The following is an 18,560-nucleotide window of genomic DNA, read 5'->3' as shown; positions in this document are numbered from 1 at the left end:
GTTACCCCTTGTTCCGAGATCGGTCGTTCATCGATTGGGTTTCATCCTGCTGCTGCTTTTCGTATTGGGCGAAATCGCCGATCAGGCTACGAATCAGCTGCAGGGCGGTGAGGCGGTTTTTGGCGTCGCGCCACAGCGGGTGCGGCAGGTCGTTAACCAGCGGCAGCAGGCCGTTGAAAAACAGCAGCTGGCGCTGGGCGTCCTGCCCGGCGACTTCACGGCCCAGGTTGTGCAGGTCGCGGGCGTAGGCGCCGTTGGCGCTCAGGCCGATCAACCGCCGGGTCAGTTCCACCGCGCCCAGCGTGCATTCCGGCATGCGCGACGCCAGTCGGGCGAGCAACGATTGGCTGGCCGACAGCGTATGGCTGAGCTGACGCGAGTCGTTCAGGCTGCTGAGCATTTTGCTGAGCGCATTCTTCGAGATGGACGGCGCCAGCGAGGCGATATCCGCCGCCAGCGCCCGTTGCAGCGTACGCAGCCCGGCGGCGAAGTGCTGGGCGTCAAAACGCTCCAGCAGCGCGTCGAGCAGGGCGCTGGGCGACTGTTGATGGACGATGCGCTGGTAGTAGAGGTCGCGCAGCGCCTGTTTCTGGTTCGGGTCGGTGCTGAACAGGGAAATGGCGGCGGCGGTGTTCAACCCCGCCCGGACTTCCGGCCCTTTTTCCTGATGCAACTGGTCCAGGCTCTGGCTGGTCGACTGCGCGAGTGAGGCGTCCTGCTGCTGTTGCGCCTGGCTCAGCACATGGCGCAGCACGATATCGCTGCGTGCGGCGTCGCCGCCTGCCGCCTGCATGATGGCCTCGACCGATGGCGGCGATGACTGGCGCAGCAGCGCCTGCATCTGCCGGATCTGCTGGTCCAGCGTCGGGTGCTTCGGATTTTCCAGTAGCTGGAACAGTTCGGTCAGTTTTTCGATGCGTTCGATGTTGGCCAGCATGCGGCTTTGCGGCTGGCTGATTTGCCGCCGGTTCAGCGCCTTGCTTTTGCGTTCGACCTGCTCGCCGAAGCTGGCCGCGACTTCTTCCATCGAGTCATGAAGGGTTTTGTCGTGCGACGGTCTGGCTTCGCTGGTTTTGACCGGCGTGCCGACCGGCTCCTGATCGTCAATATCATTGGCGCTGGCCGCGCTGCTGGTATTGAGCACGGAAGAAACGTTGTTGAGTGAAATCATGGTCCGGTCCTGCCTGAAGCAGCCTCTGCTTTAACGGTGTGCTGTTATGTGGCCGGACCGGGAAGCGGGTTCCCATTGAATGATGTAAGTCAACGAAAATAAGTAACCTGCTGTTATTATAATCTTGATTACTATTTGGTTGGTTGGTTCTGCAAAAGCTTGCAATTCAGGCCGGATTTTACCGGCAAAAAATGGCATGAAAAGCCAGTGCGATAAAAAATAAAACAATATATAACAATAAGTTAATTCGTTTTCATTGGCTGGCACGCGCCTTGCTCTCCCAGATGCGCCAATTAGGGCATAACGATGGAGAGTTAATGAAATGGAAACGATTGCACTGAAACAAATGGACGCGTGTCAGCTTCATACCCCTGCCAATACCGTGGACTGGGAGCAGGTTTTTCGCCTGCATGGCAAGCGACTGCAAAACTTCATTCGCAAGCGCGTATCGAACCGTGAAGATGTGGAAGATTTACAGCAGATGACCTATCTGGAAGTGCTGAAAAACCGCGAAAAGTTCGCCGGCGCCTCGCGCCCGGAAACCTGGGTATTCGGCATTGCCCTGAATCTGGTGCGAAACCACTTCAAACAGGCGCGTTATCGTGCCGTCGATATCAGCGACGATGCGTTGGAAGCGATGGAAATTCTGTCGACGGATATCGATCCCAGCCGCATTACGGAGTGCGATCATTCGCTGAACCGCGCGCTGACGGCCAGTGCGCACCTGCCGGAGGAAACGCGTAAGATGTTGATGATGCTGCTGGATGCCGATGTCAGCTATCAGGATATCGCCGAGCAGCTCAACATTCCTATTGGCACTGTACGTTCGCGTCTTTCCCGCGCCAGGGGATATCTCCGCCAGGCCGTTGATGCATAAGTTGAATCCCCCGTGCGGCAGCCTGGCGCGGGGGCTCGCTTATATTGCCATGCCCCGGGAGGGCATCTCCCTTGAGTCAGGGGAGGAGAAGGAACCTGTCAGTATCAGGCTGTGTACCCGCACGTCGTGCGGTGAACAGCCTAACAGGGCCGCAGGCCACCTTCCCCGGGGGCGATTTCTGCGGCTTTCCTTTCTGCTGTCGGCGCCCGGTTTACGGGGGCCGGCAGGCTTAGCGATAGCAAGGAGATGGCAATGTTATATACCCCGACTTCCCCACAACCCCACCATCCGGATGACGTACCGCCGCTTGAACTGGTGGATTTCGCCTTTAGTCGTATCAAAGATGCTATTTATATTGTCAACGACATGGAGCAGTTTTGTTACGCCAATGATGAAGCCTGCCGCATGCTGGGCTACAGTCGCCGCGAGTTTCGTCGCATGCGGATACAGGACATCGACCTTGGCTGGACAAAGGAAGAGACCAACCGCCACTGGAGCGATCCCCGCTGCTGGAAGCGCGGGCTGACGTTTGAAACCCGGCATAAAACCCGCTTTGGCATGGTGCTGCCGGTCGAGGTCAGCGTGAATCATTTTCTACATAAAGGACGAAAGTACAGTATGTGCGTAGTAAGGGATATTCGTGAACGCAAGCATATCGAACAGTTGGCTTACGCCCGTGAGCAGGAGTTCCGGGCGCTGGTGGAGAATACGCCGGATCTGATCACGCGCTTTGATCCGCAGCTCAACTGCCAGTACGCCAATCCCGCCACACTGGCCCACCTGCGTTTTACCGCCGAGCAGCTGCGCGGGCGGCGGCTGACCGATCTGCTGCCGAACGCCCGCTGCGCCCAGCGCATTCTGCAACTGGTGCAGATGGTGGTGGATTCGGAAAGCAGCGTCGAAGGCGAGCTGGAGGAAGACATCGGCGCGACGGAAACGCGCCACCGGGTGATTCACCATATCCGCTGTGTGCCGGAGTTCGATCAAAGCGGTAAGCTGACGTCGATCCTGACCGTCGGGCGCGATATCACCGCCATCCGCTATGCCGAAAAAAAGCTGGAGGATTCCCACATGCAGCTGCGGCTGCTGGCGCGCCAGCGGGAAATCTCCCGCGAAGAAGAACGCAAGCACATCGCCAGGGAGATCCACGATGAGCTGGGGCAGCATCTGACATCAATGCGCATGAGCCTGTCGCTGATGCGTATGCAGTTCGCCCGCGATAACCCGCATATGCTGACGCAGCTACAGAATTTGATGGCGCTATCCGATAAAACCATTCAGGTGGTGCGACATGTCGCGACCCGGTTACGTCCCAACGTGCTGGATATGGGGCTGACCCCCGCGCTGGAGTGGCTGCGTGATGATTTTATCCGCCAGTATCGCTGCCCTTGTCTGTTGCGGGCGCCGGAGCCGGAAGTGGTGCTGAATGACGAATGCGCCACCGCGGCGTTCCGGGTGGTGCAGGAGTCGCTGACCAATATCGCCCGTTACGCCGAGGCGACGCAGGTGGTGATTGCGCTGGAAAACCGCGAAGGATTGATCGTGCTGAGCGTGCGCGACAACGGCAAAGGGTTTGACGCTCAGGCCCGTAAACCTCACGCCTTCGGCCTGATGAGCATGAAAGAGCGCGGCCGGATGCTGGGGGGAGAAGTGGTAATAGAAAGTCAGCCTGGCGTAGGTACGCTGGTTCGGCTGACGTTTCCGCAGGATACCGCGTAGAATAGATTTTCTCTGGAGAGGACGAAACGCGAATGGATAGACTCATAAAGCTGATGATCGCTGACGATCACGTAATTATGCGTGAAGGATTAAAGCAGATCTTTGCATTAGACGAGAATCTGGAAGTGGTGGCGGAAGCGGGGACCGGGTCGCAGGTGCTGGCGCAACTGCGGGAGAGCCAGATCGATTTACTGCTGCTGGACATGAGCATGCCGGGCATTTGCGGCGAAGAACTGATTATCCGCATTGTGGCGCAGTATCCGCGTCTGCCGATTCTGGTGTTGAGCATGTACAGTGAACCGCAGATCGCCCGGCGGGTACTGAAAAGCGGGGCGCTCGGCTATATCACCAAAGACAAAGACCCGGAAGCGCTGCTGTCGGCTATTCGTCGGGTGGCGCAGGGCGCGCGCTATATCGACCACAGTATCGCCGAGCAGATTGTGTTTGCGGATTGCCAGACCCGCGGCGACGGGCGCCATGAACTGCTGACCTCGCGGGAGCATCAGATCATGGTGATGCTGGCTCAGGGACAGGGGGTTAACGCCATCGCCGAAACGCTGGCCATCAGCAACAAAACCGTCAGCACCCATAAATCGCGGTTAATGGAAAAAATGCAGTTCACCACCAACGCGGACATTGTGAAATATGCATTGAGCCAGCGTTTAATCGCCTGACAGTAACCTATTGTCCTCCCTTCGCTGATGACCTTGCTGTAAGACAATGCCATGACGAAGGGGGGAACCACGCCTTCAGTACCCGGAACGCCGCCAGCGTCATTGTCTCCGGGGTCAGATTATTCCTACTTTTCGCTCTGAAATTCCTACCACAACTTCAGCGGTTGGCTGATGGTTTGTTTTGCCGTTGGCGGTAATGCTTACACACACCATGAATAATTTGTTAATACTCGCAGGTTATCGATTGTTAAGTGTTAAGGAATTGTCAGGACGACAATGGGGCTATTGGAACTTAAAACCGTGCCAGCGTTCAGGATTAGGGTGTATCCCGTAATGATGCAATGACAGCTACTGATGGCGATGTTGCGGCGGGAGACAGTCTGGAACGGGATAGATTCGACAGTTTGATAATGGAATACAGAAAAAGGTACAGGAGTTGTCATGACGATAAGGAATAGCAATGAATCCGTGCAGTCACTTCATTGTGTCTCCCATGAGTCCTCGTTAACGCATCCGTCGGAAGATATACATGGATCGCTATCTTCTCTCATCCACACTATTGCGCCCCTTAACGTTGATATCGTACTGGAAGGTGAAACCGGCACCGGCAAAGACACGCTGGCGCGTCGTATTCATCAGCTTTCCGGTTGCGCCGGCCCGTTGGTGGCGGTGAACTGCGCCGCCGTGCCGGAAACGCTGGCGGAAAGCGAGTTGTTCGGGGTGGTGTCCGGGGCTTACACCGGCGCCAGCCGGTCCCGCGCCGGGTACCTTGAAACCGCGGACAAAGGCATTCTGTTTCTGGATGAGATCGACAGTATGCCGCTGACGCTGCAGGCCAAAATGTTACGGGTGCTGGAAAGCCGCGGCATCGAACGGCTGGGCAGCACGCAGTTCAAACCGGTGGATATGCGGGTGATCGTCGCCACGCAGACGCCGCTACAGAAGCTGGTGGACGAAGGGCGTTTTCGGCGCGACCTCTACTTCCGGCTGGATACGGTAAAAATCCAGCTGCCGACGCTGCGTTCGCGCACGGAAGTCATTTTGCCGTTATTCCAGCGCTTTTTGCGCGAAGCGTCGGCGCGGCTGAAACGGCCGGCGCCGGGTCTGTCGGCCATCATTCAGGAACAACTGCTGATGCACGGCTGGCCCGGCAACATTCGTGAACTGAAAGCAGCGGCCGAACGCTGGGTGCTGGGGCTGTCGCCGGTGCCGATAGCCGCTGACGGCGACGGGCAGGGAATGGGGGCGGATACGCCGCTGACCTCGCTGAAAGTGCGCCTGCGCCGTATTGAGCGGTTCCTGATTCAGGAGGCGTTGCAGCGCAACGACCACTGTATCGATACGGTGGTTAATGAGCTGGGCATTCCTAAACGCACGCTCTATCACCGCATCAAGCTGCTGAATGTGGCGGCGCGCGGACTGTAATTTATCGGCTGTATCCTGTTATCACCACCAGGGGAAAAAAAGTGAATATCTTTCGGAACCACCTCTCGCTATCTCCTACTTAACTTATGAACACGATGACTGTGTAAGTCGCAAAGTTCATTAGCGAAATCACTTTATCAATCAACTATTAACTGGAGATATCTATCATGATGGGACTTTCTAACGCAGCAGCATTGGCAGGCATGCAGACTCTGGACAAAACCATGGCTTCTACCACGGCGATGACCACGGCCGCCCAGGCGCAAAAAATGAAAACCGATGCTATCAGCTCAATCACCGACGGTCAGATGGACTCCGCCACCAAAGCCATGAACTCCGGGCAGAAAGCGGCAAAAGCCATCCAGTTCTGATGTTGTGTAGGTAGTCGACTACCGGGGGGAAGTTCCCCCGGTTTTTTGTCACATTAACATCCATCAAAGAGGAACGGATTCATGATGAAAATCACCCGCGTCAATGAGCTTCAGGGACTGATCGGTGACGGTGAGCCGCGCAGCGTTGATATTCCTGCGCAATCGGATGTGACCTGGTTTAGCGCCGCGATGGAACCCGCCGCGCCGGCAACGCCGACAGCGGACAACAAGGCCTGGCTGGGCGCGCTGGCGGAGAAATCCGATAACCTGGAAAACCTGTTGCAGAAAGCAGAACGTCAGGTAGGCAAAAGCATCAACAGCAATAACCCAAAGGATGTGATGGATGCCACCCGGACGCTGTCCTCGTTTTATCTGGAAAGTTTGCTCAATGCCAAAGTGGTGGCTAAAAGCGTCCAGAGCCTGGAAAAACTGACCAACCTGCAATAGCCAGGATCAAACCTGTAATCAACACGATCGTGATGAGTTAACACTGTCGTGATTAGTCAACGCCATCGTGACTAATCCAATCATGATCGAATCATGAACAACTCACAATAATGGCACCATGATGAGTAAATCCGTCCTGCACCGATTCCTGACCCTGCTGCTGGCGTTGCTGATCGCTGGCTGCGGCGATCGCGTGGAACTCCATCGCGGTCTTTCCGAAAACGATGCCAACGAAGTGATCGCCGCGCTGGGGGGATATCACATCGGGGCGGAAAAGCGCACGGAGAAAGCCGGCGTCAGTATTCTGATTGATGTCAAAGACATGGAACGGGCGGTCAATATTCTCAACGCCGCGGGATTGCCCCGTCAGGCCCGCACCAATCTGGGCCAGGTGTTTCAGAAAACCGGTGTGATCTCGACGCCGTTGGAAGAACGCGCCCGTTACATTTATGCCTTGTCTCAGGAAGTGGAATCCACACTCACGCAAATTGACGGCGTGCTGGTGGCTCGGGTTCATGTCGTGCTGCCTGAGCGTATTGCACCGGGGGAACCCATTCAACCGGCGTCCGCCGCGGTATTCATCAAATACCGGCCGGAGCTGGAGCCGGACAGTATCGAACCGCGTATCCGCCGCATGGTGGCCAGCAGTATTCCGGGGCTGGCCGGCAAGAGCGATAAAGATCTGGCCATCGTGTTTGTTCCGGCGGAACCGTACAAAGATCATATTCCAACCGTGTCGCTGGGGCCGTTTCAGTTGACGCCGCAGACCATGACGCAGCTGCAATGGTTGGCCGGGTTGTTGGCGCTGGGGCTGGCCGGCGTGCTGGGCTGGCGTTTCGGCAAGCCCTGGTGGGAACAACAGCAGGCGCGCAGGAAACAGGCGCAACCGGACGCAGGGGCTTAAGCATGATAAGCGTGGCCGATAACAACGACGCCCTGCGCTGGAGCCGATGGTGGTGCTATGACTGCCTGCGGCAGGCGGACCCCAGCTGGCGGGACGCGACGGTTTTCAGCGAGAGCGAGATGGCGCTGGCGCCAGTGCACCATGCCACGATGCGCCGTTGTCTCGGTGTGGTCGAGGCGTTTCCCCCTGCGCCGGAGAGCACGTTGCTGCAACTCGGGCAACTGGAGGTGGGGCGGCGGCGTCAGGTGTTGCAACTGATGGCGGCGGTATGCCGCGAAACGCCGGGCGACCTGCCGGAGACGCTGGCCGTCTGGTGCCGGCGACTGGCGAAAGCGCTACGCCCCGGCCTGTGGCTGCCGCCGTCGCTGGCGTTTGACCAGCACCGGGAGCGTGATGCGCTGATTGTTCTGCGCTGTCGTTTCCCGCCGGCCTGTTGGTCGCGGCTGCAGCTGTTGTACCCGCGCGACTGGCGCGACGGCGCCGGTCGGCCGCTGGGCGAGGCGTTGCCCGCCAGCCGTATCGCCAGCCTGTGCGATGCCATCATCTGGAAAGCGGCGGATGGCAACCCGGCGGCGCATGAGGGCGGTTTAGTGTAAAATAATTTACCAACTAAACTATATTGAAGGTAAATTATCAATCGTAAGCATCATCGACATCAGGGAGGGAGAGTATGTTGACCAGGCGGTGTTTAAAACTGGTGGCCGGCACGGATGTGCAGGAAGCAGAACTGATCCGGGTTGAACAATTGCAGCAGCATCAGCGCGGGCTGGCGGTGATGGCCGAAGCGCGGCAACAGGCGGATGCGCTGCTGGACGAGGCGCGCCAGCAGGCGCACGAGGCGATCGCCATCGCTACCGGTCAGGCGGAACAGCAATTCTGGCAGCAGGCGGATGAGATACTGCGCGGCTGGCAGCAGGAACGCGAGCAGATGGAAAACTGGCTGCTGGCGCGGTGCGGTCAGTTGCTGAGCGACGCGATGACCCAAATTCTCAAAGCGGTGCCCGACGCTGAACGCTACCCGGCGCTGTTGCGTCAACTGCTGCGCACGCAGGGCGGAGAAGGGCGCGGCACGCTGTACTGTCACCCCGACCGTCAGGCCGATGTCGCCGCCTGGCTGAGCGAACACAGCCATCTGGGCTGGAAACTGAGCCATGACGACGCGCTGGCGCAGGATACCCTGAAATTGATCACCGCGCAGGGCGTCATGACCCTGAGCTGGCAACGGGCGGTCGAACAGCTGTTGCCGCAGGCGGAGGTGCTATCGTTAAACTGAGTGCGACGGCGAGAGCTGGAGAGCAGGAGACAAGGCCGCAATACGCCGTTACGAAAACAGAGGGAATACTACGGATAAACTCTGTCAGTGACACTTATGTCAGCGGTGGTCTGTATATTCCCGCCGGTTGCTGCACTATTACTGTCAGAGATGTTGCACGATTCCGGCGGCGTCCGACGACGATGTTCCGGCAACCCTGATCGGGCCGATGATGTTACGGACCTGCTTTTGGCCTGTTTCCATACCCTAAATAATCCAAGTTACGGTATGACGGGTATATCTCTTATGGAATAGTCAAATGGTCAATAACAGAACACAGGCATCAGCAATGATGTCGATGGCAAAGGTGATGGTGTTGCTGATCGGTACCGGGGTGCTGAGTTCATGCGCCCACACCCATTACCCCTCACGTGAATGCCGGGATATTGAGGGCTTGCTGAAATCGCACGGCGTCACTGACACGCCAGCGGGGTTGCCGACGCCAGACGAAAGTTTTGAACAGTGGAAAGCCGTGCTGCGTCAGGAGGTCCTTTCTCAGGGCATTACAGCCGGCACCTTTGATAACGCGTTTGCTGGTTTGACGCCGGACAGCGACGTGGTGGCGGCCACGCAAAAACAGCCTGAGCTGGTCACGCCGGTGTGGACCTATATTGAACAACGGGTGACGCCGGAGAACATTGCGCAGGGGAAAACACTGCTTAAGCAATACGCCGGGGCGGCGGCTCGTATCGAGCATCGTTATCAGGTTGAACCGCCGCTGCTGTTCGCGTTTCTCTCCATTGAAAGCCATTATGGCGCCAATACCGGTGATAAAGCGGTCATTCGCTCGCTGGCTACGCTGGATTACTACAATTATCGTCGGGCGTTTAACCGGCAGAATCTGATTGCGGCGTTACGCATGATTCAAAACGGCGATGCGCGGCCAGAACAGATAAAAGGGTCCTGGGCCGGGGCGATGGGGATGCCGCAGTTTATACCGACTTCTTACCTGCAATACGCCGTGGATTTTGATGGCGACCATCACCCCGATATCTGGACCTCATTCCCGGACACGCTGGCGTCGTTGGCGAACTATATGCAGCAGGCCAAATGGAAAGCGGGCGTCCCCTGGGGATTTGAAGTGACGCTGCCCGCCGGTTTTGACTATTCCCTTTCCGGTCTGGATAACCAGAAAAGCGTTGCCGACTGGCAGGCGCTCGGGGTGAAAACCGCGGTGCCCGGAGATCTGGCCGCGCTGTCTTCGGAGCAAGCCTCGATATTGCTGCCGGTCGGGAAGAATGGCCCGGCGTTTCTGGTGACGGCGAATTTCCGCGCCATTCTTCGTTATAACAATGACATTTCCTATGCGCTGACCGTCGGCTTGCTGGCGGATAACTACCAGCGCGAGACGCCGGTGCTCAAGCCCTGGCCGCGTCAGGAGACGCCGTTAACCCGTAAAGAGCGCGAGGCGCTGCAAATTCTGCTGCAGGAAAAGCAGCTTTATCAGGGTGCTATCGACGGCAACATTGGCCGTGCCACGACGCGGGCGATCCGCGCCTATCAGCAGCAGGAAGGGTTGCCGGCGGATGGGTATCCTGACCATGCGCTGCTTGAGAGACTGCGCTGTCGTTAAACGCCGGCGTTTAGCGCGCCGTCACGATATCGTGCGCCGTCCGCACCAGCAGTTCGGCGCACGATTCCGTCATCGGCCCCAGCAGACCATGCAGGCCGAGGGTATGCCCGACATCCGGCAGCAGGGTGATATCGATATGCGGAAAGCGGTGTTTTACACCCTCGAACCATGCCGCTTCGGCGGCGGCGTTCACCTGGGTATCCATCATGCCGAAATAGCAGACCACCCGGTTTTGACACCGTACCAACTGCTCAATTTCCGGCTGATCATTCTGATACCACTGTTTCCACCAGGCGTAGGATGACTGGGTGAACGGCGCGTCGGCCGGCCAGGGTTCCCGATCGTCGTGGCTTAAAACCATGTTGCGCTGCGTATCGAAACTGGCCTGCAGCCTGGCGGTCATGCTGTCGAAGTCCGCTTCATCCCAGTATCCCTTGTAGGGCAACAGGCTGCTGATGGGTTGTAAAAAAGCCAGCGGACTGCGGCCGAATCCGTTTTTCAGATCCTCCAGCGTGAGCCGGTCGCCGGTGTGTGGGATCGCCTTGAGCCAGGCGATGGTCCGGTGGATGAGCTGCCATTCCAGCACGTGTTTCATGGACGAAAAAACCGGCGACACCAGCATCAGGGCTTTGGCGGCGACCGGATAGCGCGCCACCATGCGCCCGATGTTGATGGCGCCTTCGGAGTGACCGAGCAGGATAAGATTGTGACGGTCAATATGCGGCAGTTCGCTGGCATACCGGTACAACGTATACAGGTCTTCATACTGGCTTTGCGGGGTCACCGTCTGGCGGACGGCGGCGTCGATAAACATCTGCCGGTAAGCCAGTTCGCGGTTGAACAGGTATTCCGGGCTATCCAGCGTGTTGTCGCGCAGGTTGCCTTTGACGCCGCGGCAGTCAAACCGTAGCACCGCCAGCCCGGCGGCCAGAAGATCCTGCGCCAGACAGCTAAAGACAAAATCCGCCTGGGTGCCGCTGTCGCCAATCAGATAGTGACGGTCGTGCATGCCGCTGCCGGGCGCCAGCATCACCAGCGGATACACGCCCGCCGGTGTCTGCGGATAGTTGATCTGACCGGTCAGGGTCGCGTTCCCATCCTGCGATCGCAACGCAAACGGGTACACCGGGTATTTTTCATTCAGTTCGTCATTTCCAAGATAGGTTTTCACGGGGATTGCTCCTGATTGTCCGGCACGCCGTCCGGCAATGTAAGACGGTTGATGCGCCGCCGCATTGCGCTGGCGCAGGTCCGCCCGGTTTTTCTATCGCCGGCATGACCCGGCCTGTGCTGCGTTTTTTCCCTCTCGCGTGACTCACCACTCCTCCTTTTCGGCCGTATTTTCCCGCCGGTCGACCACACAACCTCCGCGCCGTTAACTGACGGGCATCATCCTGTAGTCTGCACGTGTTCAGCGCCGCCGGTCAGCTGAAAGGCTGTGATGGAAGGCTGGCGCTGTAATGAATCGTTATCGCAATGGACGCGGCGTCGCAGGCTCTAATGCCGTCGACAATAGACTTCATTCCGCTTATCCGGGCGCGAGCGTTCCCGGCCTCTCTCTGGTTCTCTGGCGTGTTTGTCCGGGCAGGTTCGCCGTTGTTACGGCCTGAATTCGCGTTGTTCTGACGCAGCATGCCGGCCTGCGCCTCCGCTACATTGCCTGACGAAGACACCACTGATCTTAATCGATTTAAAACCAAGAGGTTACATATGGAAAAGGTACTAATCTGGTTCTGCGGCACCGGCACCACCAAACAGGATTTTCTCGCCAACGTTGAAATCAGCGGCTTTAGCGCCGTGGTCGCCATTGACGGCATCGGCACCGCCGCGATGCTGACTAAAACCCAGGCGCTGGCAAAACGCGCCGGCTGGGGCGGCAGTTTTGTGGATATGAGTGAAAAGATGGGCGTGCTCTACGATCAGGTCAACGGTTATGACGACCGTGCCGGCGTGGTGACGCTGGACAGCCTGTTCCCGCTGGTGGATTACCTGAAAACGCTGAAAGAGTACCAACTGGTGGTCGGCGGGCATAGCCGCGGCGCGGCGGTCGGTTTAACCGAGTTTCTGGCCGAGCTGTACCATCTGGCGGTGCAAAATCAGGCGGCCGGTGTGTGGGCCAATGCGAAAACCATCCGGCTGGTGGTGGTGGACCCGGTGCAGGGGCAGCAGGATTCCGACAAGGACACCAACGCGTTTAATGCGATTCTCAAAGATAAAACTCTTGCTCAGATTCTGGCCGAACTGGAAACCAAATGGTTTGGCGGGCGGGAAGTGTTCGACACGCTGGTGTACAGCGCGCGTTACGATGCCCGCTCCAGCTTTGCCTTCGATTCCCGCTGGTATCGCTTCATCACCGAGCAGATGGGCAAACAGGCCGGCCCGGCTAAACGCGCCAAACTGGTGATGGCCGGTTTCCGCCATTCTGCGCCGGTCAGCAAAGAGGATGAAATCTCCGCGCTGTATCAGGGCAAAGGCGTGGCGCCGATTGCGTTTCTGCAACAGCTGGTGTCGTTCGACCCCAACTGGGAGCAATCGGCCCGCCTGCTGAGCCAGATTGAAAACGGCTATCTCGACCAGCTTGCCGCCGGCGCGAAAACCGATCTGATCAGCCTGCTGGACAAGCAGACCAGCCTGCTGTCCTACGGCATCACCGGCCTGATCGGCGGTAAATCGTTGCAGAAAACGCTGTCGTCGGATAACCCGCAGAAACCGGAATACCGCCGCTTTTACCGCTATCAGTATGGCAAGACCACGTTTTAATCCTCCTTCGGTTTAATCCACAGACCACAGGCCGCTATCGGGGATAGCGGCCTGTTTTTATATTATTTATTTGTACTATGCACACGCATTTCGCTCGCATTGCATTTCCAGACGCCGCCGATTTCCATTCATCTTTCCCTCACCCGATGGAACCGCCGTGACTCCCCGGCCACACAACTGCAGGCCAACCATACCAGCTTAATCAACGGGAGTAGCAACCATGTCTTCATCTTCACCTATTCAGCGCCGGCTGGACGGCGCGTTTGTCGATGCGCAGTCCCGGCTCGACGAGATGGCGATGACCGTCTCGGAGGGGGAGGTCAGCGCGGCGGATACCTATGCCTTTTATGAAGCCAGCATGGACTATTCGAACGCCAACTGGGCCGCCGGGCAGATGCTGAGCGTCAAGCACGGTCTGGCGAAGGCCATCATCAATGACTTCAACTGAGTTGATCGGGGTCATCGAACGCTGGCTCAACAGCGCCGCGGGCCAGTTGATGCTGCACATTGACGGCAGCCCGGTGGTGTTGACCCGTTATCACGATGGGGTGGGCTGTTCCGCCGTCGTCACGCTGTCGGTCAAGGTGGATGACCGGCTGTTGCACAAGGCGCTGCGCTACTCGTCAGCCGCCGTGTTGCGACTGGGCATGGATGCCGCCGCGCTCTGCTGGTCCGCCGCCGACGAGCAATTATGGTTACTGATGCGACGCGAGCCGGATGACCCGATTCGGCTGTGTCGCTCACTGGAAGCGCTGGTTAATCAGCGGGATGTCTGGCAGAGCCTGTTGGCGCCGCTTGCCAGACCGGCATCGCCGCCGCCGCTGAATCTGAAAACACTGGCTTTTTTGCAAGGAGATCAGCATGCGTAACGCGCTGTATGCACTATTGTTCAACCTCTACCGCCTGTTCTGCTGGTCGCTGGTGCTGATGGGGATGTTGCCCATCGCCCATGCGGCGACGCCGTCTGACTGGAGCAAAGGCGCGTATGCCTATTCCGCCGAACAGACGCCGCTGTCGGCGGTATTGCAGGATTTCGCCAACAGCCACGGCGTCGATCTGGTGTTGGGCAACATTCAGGATATCAACGTAGAGGCCAAAATCCGCGCCGACAACGCGGTGGCGTTTTTGGATCGGCTGGCGCTGGAACACCGTTTTCAGTGGTTCGTCTACAACAACGTGTTGTACGTCAGCCCGCAGGATGAACAGACGTCGGTGCGCATTGAGGTGTCGCAGGATGCCGCGCCGGACATGAAGCAGGCGCTGACCGGCATTGGTTTGCTGGATGCGCGTTTCGGCTGGGGGGAACTGCCGGAAGAGGGCGTGGTGCTGGTCACCGGCCCGGCGGAGTACGTCAACCTGATCCGCAACTTCAGCCAGCAGCGTGAAACCAAGGAAGATCGTCGCAAGGTGATGATCTTCCCGCTGCGTTATGCCTCGGTGTCGGATCGTACCATTCAGTATCGCGACCAGCGTCTGGTGATCCCCGGCGTGGCGACCATTCTCAATGAACTGATGGATGGCAGCCGCAACACGCCTGCCGGCGCGTCGGCCGCCGCCAGTGGTATGAGCAACGACGGCGCGATGGCGGCCGCCAGCGGCGGCGGGCAGGATGCCAGTCAGGCGATTGAGGTCAATGCCCGCGCCATGCTGGCTCGGCTGGCTAGCCGCAGCAGCGGTGGCGCCGGCGCAACGGCCCAGCGCAAGGATCAACTTAACGGCAAGGTATCGGCGGATGTGCGTAACAACGCGCTGTTGATCCGCGACGACGAAAAGCGCCGGGACGAATACCAGCAACTGATCGACAAGATCGACGTGCCGCAAAATCTGGTCAACATCGACGCGATCATCCTGGATGTCGATCGCACCGCGCTGTCAAGACTGGAGGCCAACTGGCAGGGCAAACTGGGCGCGGTCACCGGCGGCGCCAGCATGATGTCCGGCTCCAGCACGCTGTTTGTCAGCGATTTCAAACGTTTCTTCGCCGATATTCAGGCGCTGGAAGGCGAAGGCACCGCGTCGATTGTCGCCAATCCGTCGGTGCTGACGCTGGAAAACCAGCCGGCGGTGATCGATTTCAGCCGCACCGCCTTCATCACCGCCACCGGCGAGCGGGTGGCTAACGTACAACCGGTGACGGCCGGCACCAGCCTGCAGGTAACGCCGCGCGTGGTCGGCCACGGCAGCTTGAGCAGCATTCAGCTGGTGATCGATATTGAAGACGGTCAGGTGGAAACCAATACCGAAGGCACCGCCTCCGGCGTGAAGCGCGGCACCGTCAGCACACAGGCGCTGATTGGCGAAAACCGGGCGCTGGTGCTGGGCGGGTTCCATGTGGAAGAGAGCGGCGATCGTGATAAGCGCGTACCGCTGCTGGGCGATATTCCCTGGATCGGTAAACTGTTCACCTCGCGCCAGCACGAAGTATCCCGCCGCGAACGGCTGTTTATTCTTACCCCGCACCTGATTGGCGATCAGAACGATCCCACCCGATTTGTGTCGACGGATAACCGCCGCCAGCTCAACGACGCTATGGGGCGCGTGGCGCAGCGCAACAGCAAAACCGATCTGTTCGGCATGGTTGAGAACGCCATGCGCGATCTGGCCAGCGGCCAGACGCCCGCCGGATTCACCATCGACAGCAGCGGGGCGCGCCTGTCGGAGTTCTGCCGCACGTCGCCGTCGCTGAGTTATCAGAGCACTCGCCATCAGTGGTACAGCAATTTGACCCTCAGTCTGGCGGTGGGCGTGGTGAAAAACACCGGCACTCGCCCCCAGCGTTTTGATGAAGCCAACTGTGCCGGCAGCCGCACGCTGGCGGTAGCCGCCTGGCCGAAAACCACGCTGGCGCCCGGCGAATCCACCGAGGTGTATCTGGCGCTGTTGCCGGCCAAAAACGCGCAGCCATCGCGCGCGTCACTGATTAAACCCTGACGATTTACCACCATAGCCTTTAGGGAGAAAAGCCATGCGTTATCAACTCTTGCTGGTGTTGTGCGGTTCGCTGCTGCTCAGCGCCTGTGCCGCCCGGGCGCCGCTTGGCGCCTGCGATTCGGTCAGTTGCCGTCCCGAACCGGATAACCGGCAGATGGTGATCTGGTGGCAGACGGACATGCGCCCCGGCGCCGTCGATTTTACCCGGGTGAGCGTGCCATGACCGACAACATCACGGTTTTCGAGACCGGTACGGCGTTTATGGCGGCGATGAACCGGCATCAGGCGGCGCGCTGGTCGCCGCAATCCGGCGTCGATCTGGTGTTTCAGTACGGTGATACCGGCCGCGAACTGATGCTGCAGATTCAGCCGGGGCAACAGTATCCCGGCATGTTGCGCAACATGCTCGGCCGTCGTCATCAGCAGGCGGCGGAGTGCGATGGTTGCCACCTGTGCCTGAACGGCAGCGACGTGCTGATTCTTTGGTGGCCGCTGCCGCCGACGCCTGATACCTATCCGCAACTCATTGAACGCCTGTTTGAGCTGGCGGGGCTGACGCTGCCGCCGGTTTCGGCGGAGCGAGCGGTACGCCCGCAAACCGGCGTCGGCATTGCCCGGCCGTTGGGGTGACACGCGGTTTTTTACGGTAAACCGGCGCCAGCGGGGAACCGTTTCGCCGCTGGCGTCACTCAGTAACAAGTATCCATCATGATGCCCGCATCGGGATCGGAGCGGGCATCCGTTGCAGATACTTTTGCGAACACCTGACATGAATGAGGAAACGAAATTATGCAAATTACGATCAAAGCGCACATCGGCGGTGATTTGGGCGTCTCCGGCCTGGGCCTGGGCGCTCAGGGGCTGAAGGGGCTTAACGCCGCGACATCATCCCTGGGTTCCAGCGTAGACAAACTCAGTAGCACCATCGATAAGCTGACTTCCGCGCTGACGTCGATGATGTTTGCCGGCGCGCTGACACAGGGGCTGGGTGCTGGTTCGAAGGGGCTTGGTGCGGGTAATCAACTGGGCCAGTCGTTCGGCAGTGGCGCACAGGGTGCGAGCAACCTGCTGTCGCCGCCGAAATCCGACAGCGATGCCTTGTCAAAAATGTTTGATAAAGCGCTGGACGACTTGCTGGGCCACGACACCGTGACCAAGCTGACTAACCAGAGCAACCAACTAGCTAACTCGCTGCTGAATGGCAGCCAGATGACCCAGGGCAATATGGATGCGTTCGGCAGCGGCGTTGGCAACGCACTGTCGTCGATTCTGGGCAACGGCCTGGGTCAGGCGATGGGCGGTTCTTCGCCGCTGACGCTGGGCGCCGGCGGTTTGCAGGGGCTGAGCGGCGCCGGATCGTTCAATCAGCTGGGCAACGCCATTGGTATGGGTGTGGGTCAGAACGCGGCGCTGAACTCGCTGAGCAATGTCAGCACCCATGTCGACGGCAACAACCGTCATTTCGTGGATAAAGAAGATCGTGGCCTGGCTAAAGAGATCGGTCAGTTTATGGATCAGTATCCGGAAATTTTTGGTAAGCCGCAGTATCAGAAAGATGGCTGGAGTTCAGCGAAAACTGACGACAAGTCCTGGGCCAAAGCGCTGAGCAAACCGGATGATGACGGCATGACCGGCGCCAGCATGGACAAATTCCGTCAGGCGCTGGGCATGATCAAAAGCGCCGTGGCGGGCGATACCGGCAATACCAACCTGAACCTGCGCGGTGCGGGCGGTGCGTCGCTGGGTATCGACGCCGCGGTAGTCGGCGACAAGATCGCCAATCTGGCGCTGGGTAAGCTGGCCCACGCCTGATACGCCTCGGTTGTCCGATAAAGCGGAAAAGAAAACAGAGACGGGGAAGCCTGTCTCTTTTTCTTTGTGGAAACCGGGGCTTGCTGACAAACGGACCGCGCGCCGAAACGCAGGCCGAAACGCAGATAGCCGCCCGGCGGCTATTGTCATGTCGCGTTGCGTGCCTTGACCCGGCCTTATGCGTTGTCATCCACCACCCGGTACAAACGCACGTTTTCCCGTTCATTGGCGTCGTTGCGCGCCACAATCGCGATAGCGTCTTCCTCATCGCTCAGGTTGCGAGGCTGGTGGGGCACGCCGGGCGGAATATAGAGAAACTCGCCGGCCAGATGGAGGCAGGTCTGCGATAAATCAGTGCCGTAACGTGTTTCGACCCGCCCCTTCAGCAGATAGATCGCGGTTTCGTAATCAACGTGGTAGTGCGGTTCCGCTTCCGCACCGGCGGGAATCACCACGATATTCATGGAGATGTGCTTAGCGCCGACGGTATCGCGGGAAATACCGACAAAATAGGGTAAATTCTGCTGTGTTTCCGTGGGATTAACCGGTCTGACAATCTTGAGTTGGTTCGTCATCATTTTTTC

20 protein-coding genes are annotated in these 18,560 nt (G+C 58.6%); 17 read left to right on the top strand and 3 right to left on the bottom strand.

Annotated features, from left to right (window positions below):
• Position 1: 1 nt before the first annotated feature.
• Positions 2–1,171, bottom strand: coding sequence for a type III secretion system gatekeeper subunit SctW (sctW, locus tag CVE23_RS12255; RefSeq protein WP_100849627.1), 1,170 nt, complete (start codon positions 1,169–1,171; stop codon positions 2–4).
• A 322-nt stretch (positions 1,172–1,493) separates the two neighbouring features.
• Between sctW and CVE23_RS12250 the strand changes: the two genes are divergently transcribed.
• The 10 genes from CVE23_RS12250 (at position 1,494) to CVE23_RS12205 (ending at position 10,473) form a co-directional block, all read left to right on the top strand.
• Entirely contained in the window at positions 1,494–2,048 is a 555-nt protein-coding gene (locus CVE23_RS12250; RefSeq protein WP_038919216.1) for an RNA polymerase sigma factor, read from the top strand.
• A 252-nt stretch (positions 2,049–2,300) separates the two neighbouring features.
• Positions 2,301–3,767 carry a PAS domain-containing sensor histidine kinase gene (locus CVE23_RS12245; protein WP_038919215.1) on the top strand — a complete coding sequence of 489 codons (1,467 nt, stop codon included), beginning with the start codon at positions 2,301–2,303 and terminating at the stop codon, positions 3,765–3,767.
• 32 nt (positions 3,768–3,799) lie between these two features.
• Positions 3,800–4,441, top strand: a complete 642-nt coding sequence (locus CVE23_RS12240) for a response regulator (RefSeq protein WP_038919214.1) — start codon at positions 3,800–3,802, stop codon at positions 4,439–4,441.
• A gap of 441 nt (positions 4,442–4,882) precedes the next feature.
• Positions 4,883–5,866 carry a sigma 54-interacting transcriptional regulator gene (locus CVE23_RS12235; RefSeq protein ID WP_049854056.1) on the top strand — a complete coding sequence of 328 codons (984 nt, stop codon included), beginning with the start codon at positions 4,883–4,885 and terminating at the stop codon, positions 5,864–5,866.
• Positions 5,867–6,030: 164 nt separating this feature from the next.
• On the top strand, positions 6,031–6,237 hold the full coding sequence (locus CVE23_RS12230; RefSeq protein WP_033575736.1) for a type III secretion system major pilin HrpA: 207 nt from the start codon (positions 6,031–6,033) through the stop codon (positions 6,235–6,237).
• Between the two features lie 81 nt (positions 6,238–6,318).
• On the top strand, positions 6,319–6,684 hold the full coding sequence (locus CVE23_RS12225; protein ID WP_038658200.1) for an EscI/YscI/HrpB family type III secretion system inner rod protein: 366 nt from the start codon (positions 6,319–6,321) through the stop codon (positions 6,682–6,684).
• Between the two features lie 121 nt (positions 6,685–6,805).
• Complete coding sequence (sctJ, locus tag CVE23_RS12220; protein ID WP_042859968.1) at positions 6,806–7,588, top strand: type III secretion system inner membrane ring lipoprotein SctJ; 783 nt, start codon at positions 6,806–6,808, stop codon at positions 7,586–7,588.
• Between the two features lie 2 nt (positions 7,589–7,590).
• Positions 7,591–8,184 carry a serine kinase gene (locus CVE23_RS12215; RefSeq protein ID WP_100849626.1) on the top strand — a complete coding sequence of 198 codons (594 nt, stop codon included), beginning with the start codon at positions 7,591–7,593 and terminating at the stop codon, positions 8,182–8,184.
• A gap of 74 nt (positions 8,185–8,258) precedes the next feature.
• Positions 8,259–8,861: a type III secretion system stator protein SctL gene (gene sctL / locus CVE23_RS12210; protein ID WP_038919210.1), complete on the top strand. Its 603-nt coding sequence runs from the start codon at positions 8,259–8,261 to the stop codon at positions 8,859–8,861.
• Between the two features lie 298 nt (positions 8,862–9,159).
• A complete protein-coding gene (locus tag CVE23_RS12205) occupies positions 9,160–10,473 on the top strand; it encodes a lytic murein transglycosylase (RefSeq protein WP_100849625.1) in 1,314 nt (437 codons plus the stop codon).
• A 10-nt stretch (positions 10,474–10,483) separates the two neighbouring features.
• On the opposite strand, the gene CVE23_RS12200 is transcribed toward CVE23_RS12205, so the two are convergent.
• Complete coding sequence (locus CVE23_RS12200) at positions 10,484–11,644, bottom strand: alpha/beta hydrolase (RefSeq protein ID WP_100849624.1); 1,161 nt, start codon at positions 11,642–11,644, stop codon at positions 10,484–10,486.
• A gap of 539 nt (positions 11,645–12,183) precedes the next feature.
• On the opposite strand from CVE23_RS12200, the gene CVE23_RS12195 reads away from it, so the two are divergent.
• The 7 genes from CVE23_RS12195 (at position 12,184) to hrpN (ending at position 17,976) form a co-directional block, all read left to right on the top strand.
• Complete coding sequence (locus tag CVE23_RS12195; protein ID WP_100849623.1) at positions 12,184–13,233, top strand: phospholipase; 1,050 nt, start codon at positions 12,184–12,186, stop codon at positions 13,231–13,233.
• Positions 13,234–13,453: 220 nt separating this feature from the next.
• On the top strand, positions 13,454–13,681 hold the full coding sequence (locus CVE23_RS12190; RefSeq protein ID WP_038919203.1) for a type III secretion protein HrpF: 228 nt from the start codon (positions 13,454–13,456) through the stop codon (positions 13,679–13,681).
• Positions 13,668–14,102, top strand: a complete 435-nt coding sequence (locus CVE23_RS12185; RefSeq protein WP_049854052.1) for a type III secretion system chaperone — start codon at positions 13,668–13,670, stop codon at positions 14,100–14,102. Before CVE23_RS12190 ends, CVE23_RS12185 begins: the two co-directional genes overlap by 14 nt.
• Entirely contained in the window at positions 14,095–16,164 is a 2,070-nt protein-coding gene (gene sctC / locus CVE23_RS12180; RefSeq protein ID WP_100849622.1) for a type III secretion system outer membrane ring subunit SctC, read from the top strand. Before CVE23_RS12185 ends, sctC begins: the two co-directional genes overlap by 8 nt.
• Positions 16,165–16,198: 34 nt before the next feature.
• Complete coding sequence (hrpT, locus tag CVE23_RS12175; RefSeq protein ID WP_038919200.1) at positions 16,199–16,387, top strand: HrpT family type III secretion system protein; 189 nt, start codon at positions 16,199–16,201, stop codon at positions 16,385–16,387.
• Positions 16,384–16,794, top strand: coding sequence for an HrpV family type III secretion system protein (gene hrpV / locus CVE23_RS12170; protein WP_100849621.1), 411 nt, complete (start codon positions 16,384–16,386; stop codon positions 16,792–16,794). Before hrpT ends, hrpV begins: the two co-directional genes overlap by 4 nt.
• A gap of 159 nt (positions 16,795–16,953) precedes the next feature.
• Positions 16,954–17,976, top strand: coding sequence for a harpin HrpN (hrpN, locus tag CVE23_RS12165; RefSeq protein ID WP_038919198.1), 1,023 nt, complete (start codon positions 16,954–16,956; stop codon positions 17,974–17,976).
• A 176-nt stretch (positions 17,977–18,152) separates the two neighbouring features.
• Here hrpN and CVE23_RS12160 read toward each other — a convergent pair whose 3' ends face one another.
• Complete coding sequence (locus CVE23_RS12160; RefSeq protein WP_082202657.1) at positions 18,153–18,554, bottom strand: cupin domain-containing protein; 402 nt, start codon at positions 18,552–18,554, stop codon at positions 18,153–18,155.
• Positions 18,555–18,560 lie beyond the last annotated feature (6 nt).

This window comes from Dickeya fangzhongdai (assembly GCF_002812485.1).
Lineage (GTDB): Bacteria > Pseudomonadota > Gammaproteobacteria > Enterobacterales > Enterobacteriaceae > Dickeya > Dickeya fangzhongdai.
This window is presented reverse-complemented; position numbering and strand designations above follow the sequence as displayed.

What these genes read in the sequence shown, in the direction of transcription:
- CVE23_RS12235 (WP_049854056.1), top strand. Translation starts at nt 4,883, where the DNA reads ATGACGATAAGGAATAGCAATGAATCCGTGCAGTCACTTCATTGTGTC.
- hrpT (WP_038919200.1), top strand. Translation starts at nt 16,199, where the DNA reads ATGCGTTATCAACTCTTGCTGGTGTTGTGCGGTTCGCTGCTGCTCAGC.
- CVE23_RS12250 (WP_038919216.1), top strand. Translation starts at nt 1,494, where the DNA reads ATGGAAACGATTGCACTGAAACAAATGGACGCGTGTCAGCTTCATACC.
- CVE23_RS12240 (WP_038919214.1), top strand. Translation starts at nt 3,800, where the DNA reads ATGGATAGACTCATAAAGCTGATGATCGCTGACGATCACGTAATTATG.
- CVE23_RS12225 (WP_038658200.1), top strand. Translation starts at nt 6,319, where the DNA reads ATGATGAAAATCACCCGCGTCAATGAGCTTCAGGGACTGATCGGTGAC.
- sctW (WP_100849627.1), bottom strand. Translation starts at nt 1,171, where the DNA reads ATGATTTCACTCAACAACGTTTCTTCCGTGCTCAATACCAGCAGCGCG.
- sctL (WP_038919210.1), top strand. Translation starts at nt 8,259, where the DNA reads ATGTTGACCAGGCGGTGTTTAAAACTGGTGGCCGGCACGGATGTGCAG.
- CVE23_RS12215 (WP_100849626.1), top strand. Translation starts at nt 7,591, where the DNA reads ATGATAAGCGTGGCCGATAACAACGACGCCCTGCGCTGGAGCCGATGG.
- sctC (WP_100849622.1), top strand. Translation starts at nt 14,095, where the DNA reads ATGCGTAACGCGCTGTATGCACTATTGTTCAACCTCTACCGCCTGTTC.
- CVE23_RS12195 (WP_100849623.1), top strand. Translation starts at nt 12,184, where the DNA reads ATGGAAAAGGTACTAATCTGGTTCTGCGGCACCGGCACCACCAAACAG.
- hrpV (WP_100849621.1), top strand. Translation starts at nt 16,384, where the DNA reads ATGACCGACAACATCACGGTTTTCGAGACCGGTACGGCGTTTATGGCG.
- CVE23_RS12160 (WP_082202657.1), bottom strand. Translation starts at nt 18,554, where the DNA reads ATGATGACGAACCAACTCAAGATTGTCAGACCGGTTAATCCCACGGAA.
- CVE23_RS12190 (WP_038919203.1), top strand. Translation starts at nt 13,454, where the DNA reads ATGTCTTCATCTTCACCTATTCAGCGCCGGCTGGACGGCGCGTTTGTC.
- CVE23_RS12185 (WP_049854052.1), top strand. Translation starts at nt 13,668, where the DNA reads ATGACTTCAACTGAGTTGATCGGGGTCATCGAACGCTGGCTCAACAGC.
- hrpN (WP_038919198.1), top strand. Translation starts at nt 16,954, where the DNA reads ATGCAAATTACGATCAAAGCGCACATCGGCGGTGATTTGGGCGTCTCC.
- CVE23_RS12245 (WP_038919215.1), top strand. Translation starts at nt 2,301, where the DNA reads ATGTTATATACCCCGACTTCCCCACAACCCCACCATCCGGATGACGTA.
- sctJ (WP_042859968.1), top strand. Translation starts at nt 6,806, where the DNA reads ATGAGTAAATCCGTCCTGCACCGATTCCTGACCCTGCTGCTGGCGTTG.
- CVE23_RS12205 (WP_100849625.1), top strand. Translation starts at nt 9,160, where the DNA reads ATGGTCAATAACAGAACACAGGCATCAGCAATGATGTCGATGGCAAAG.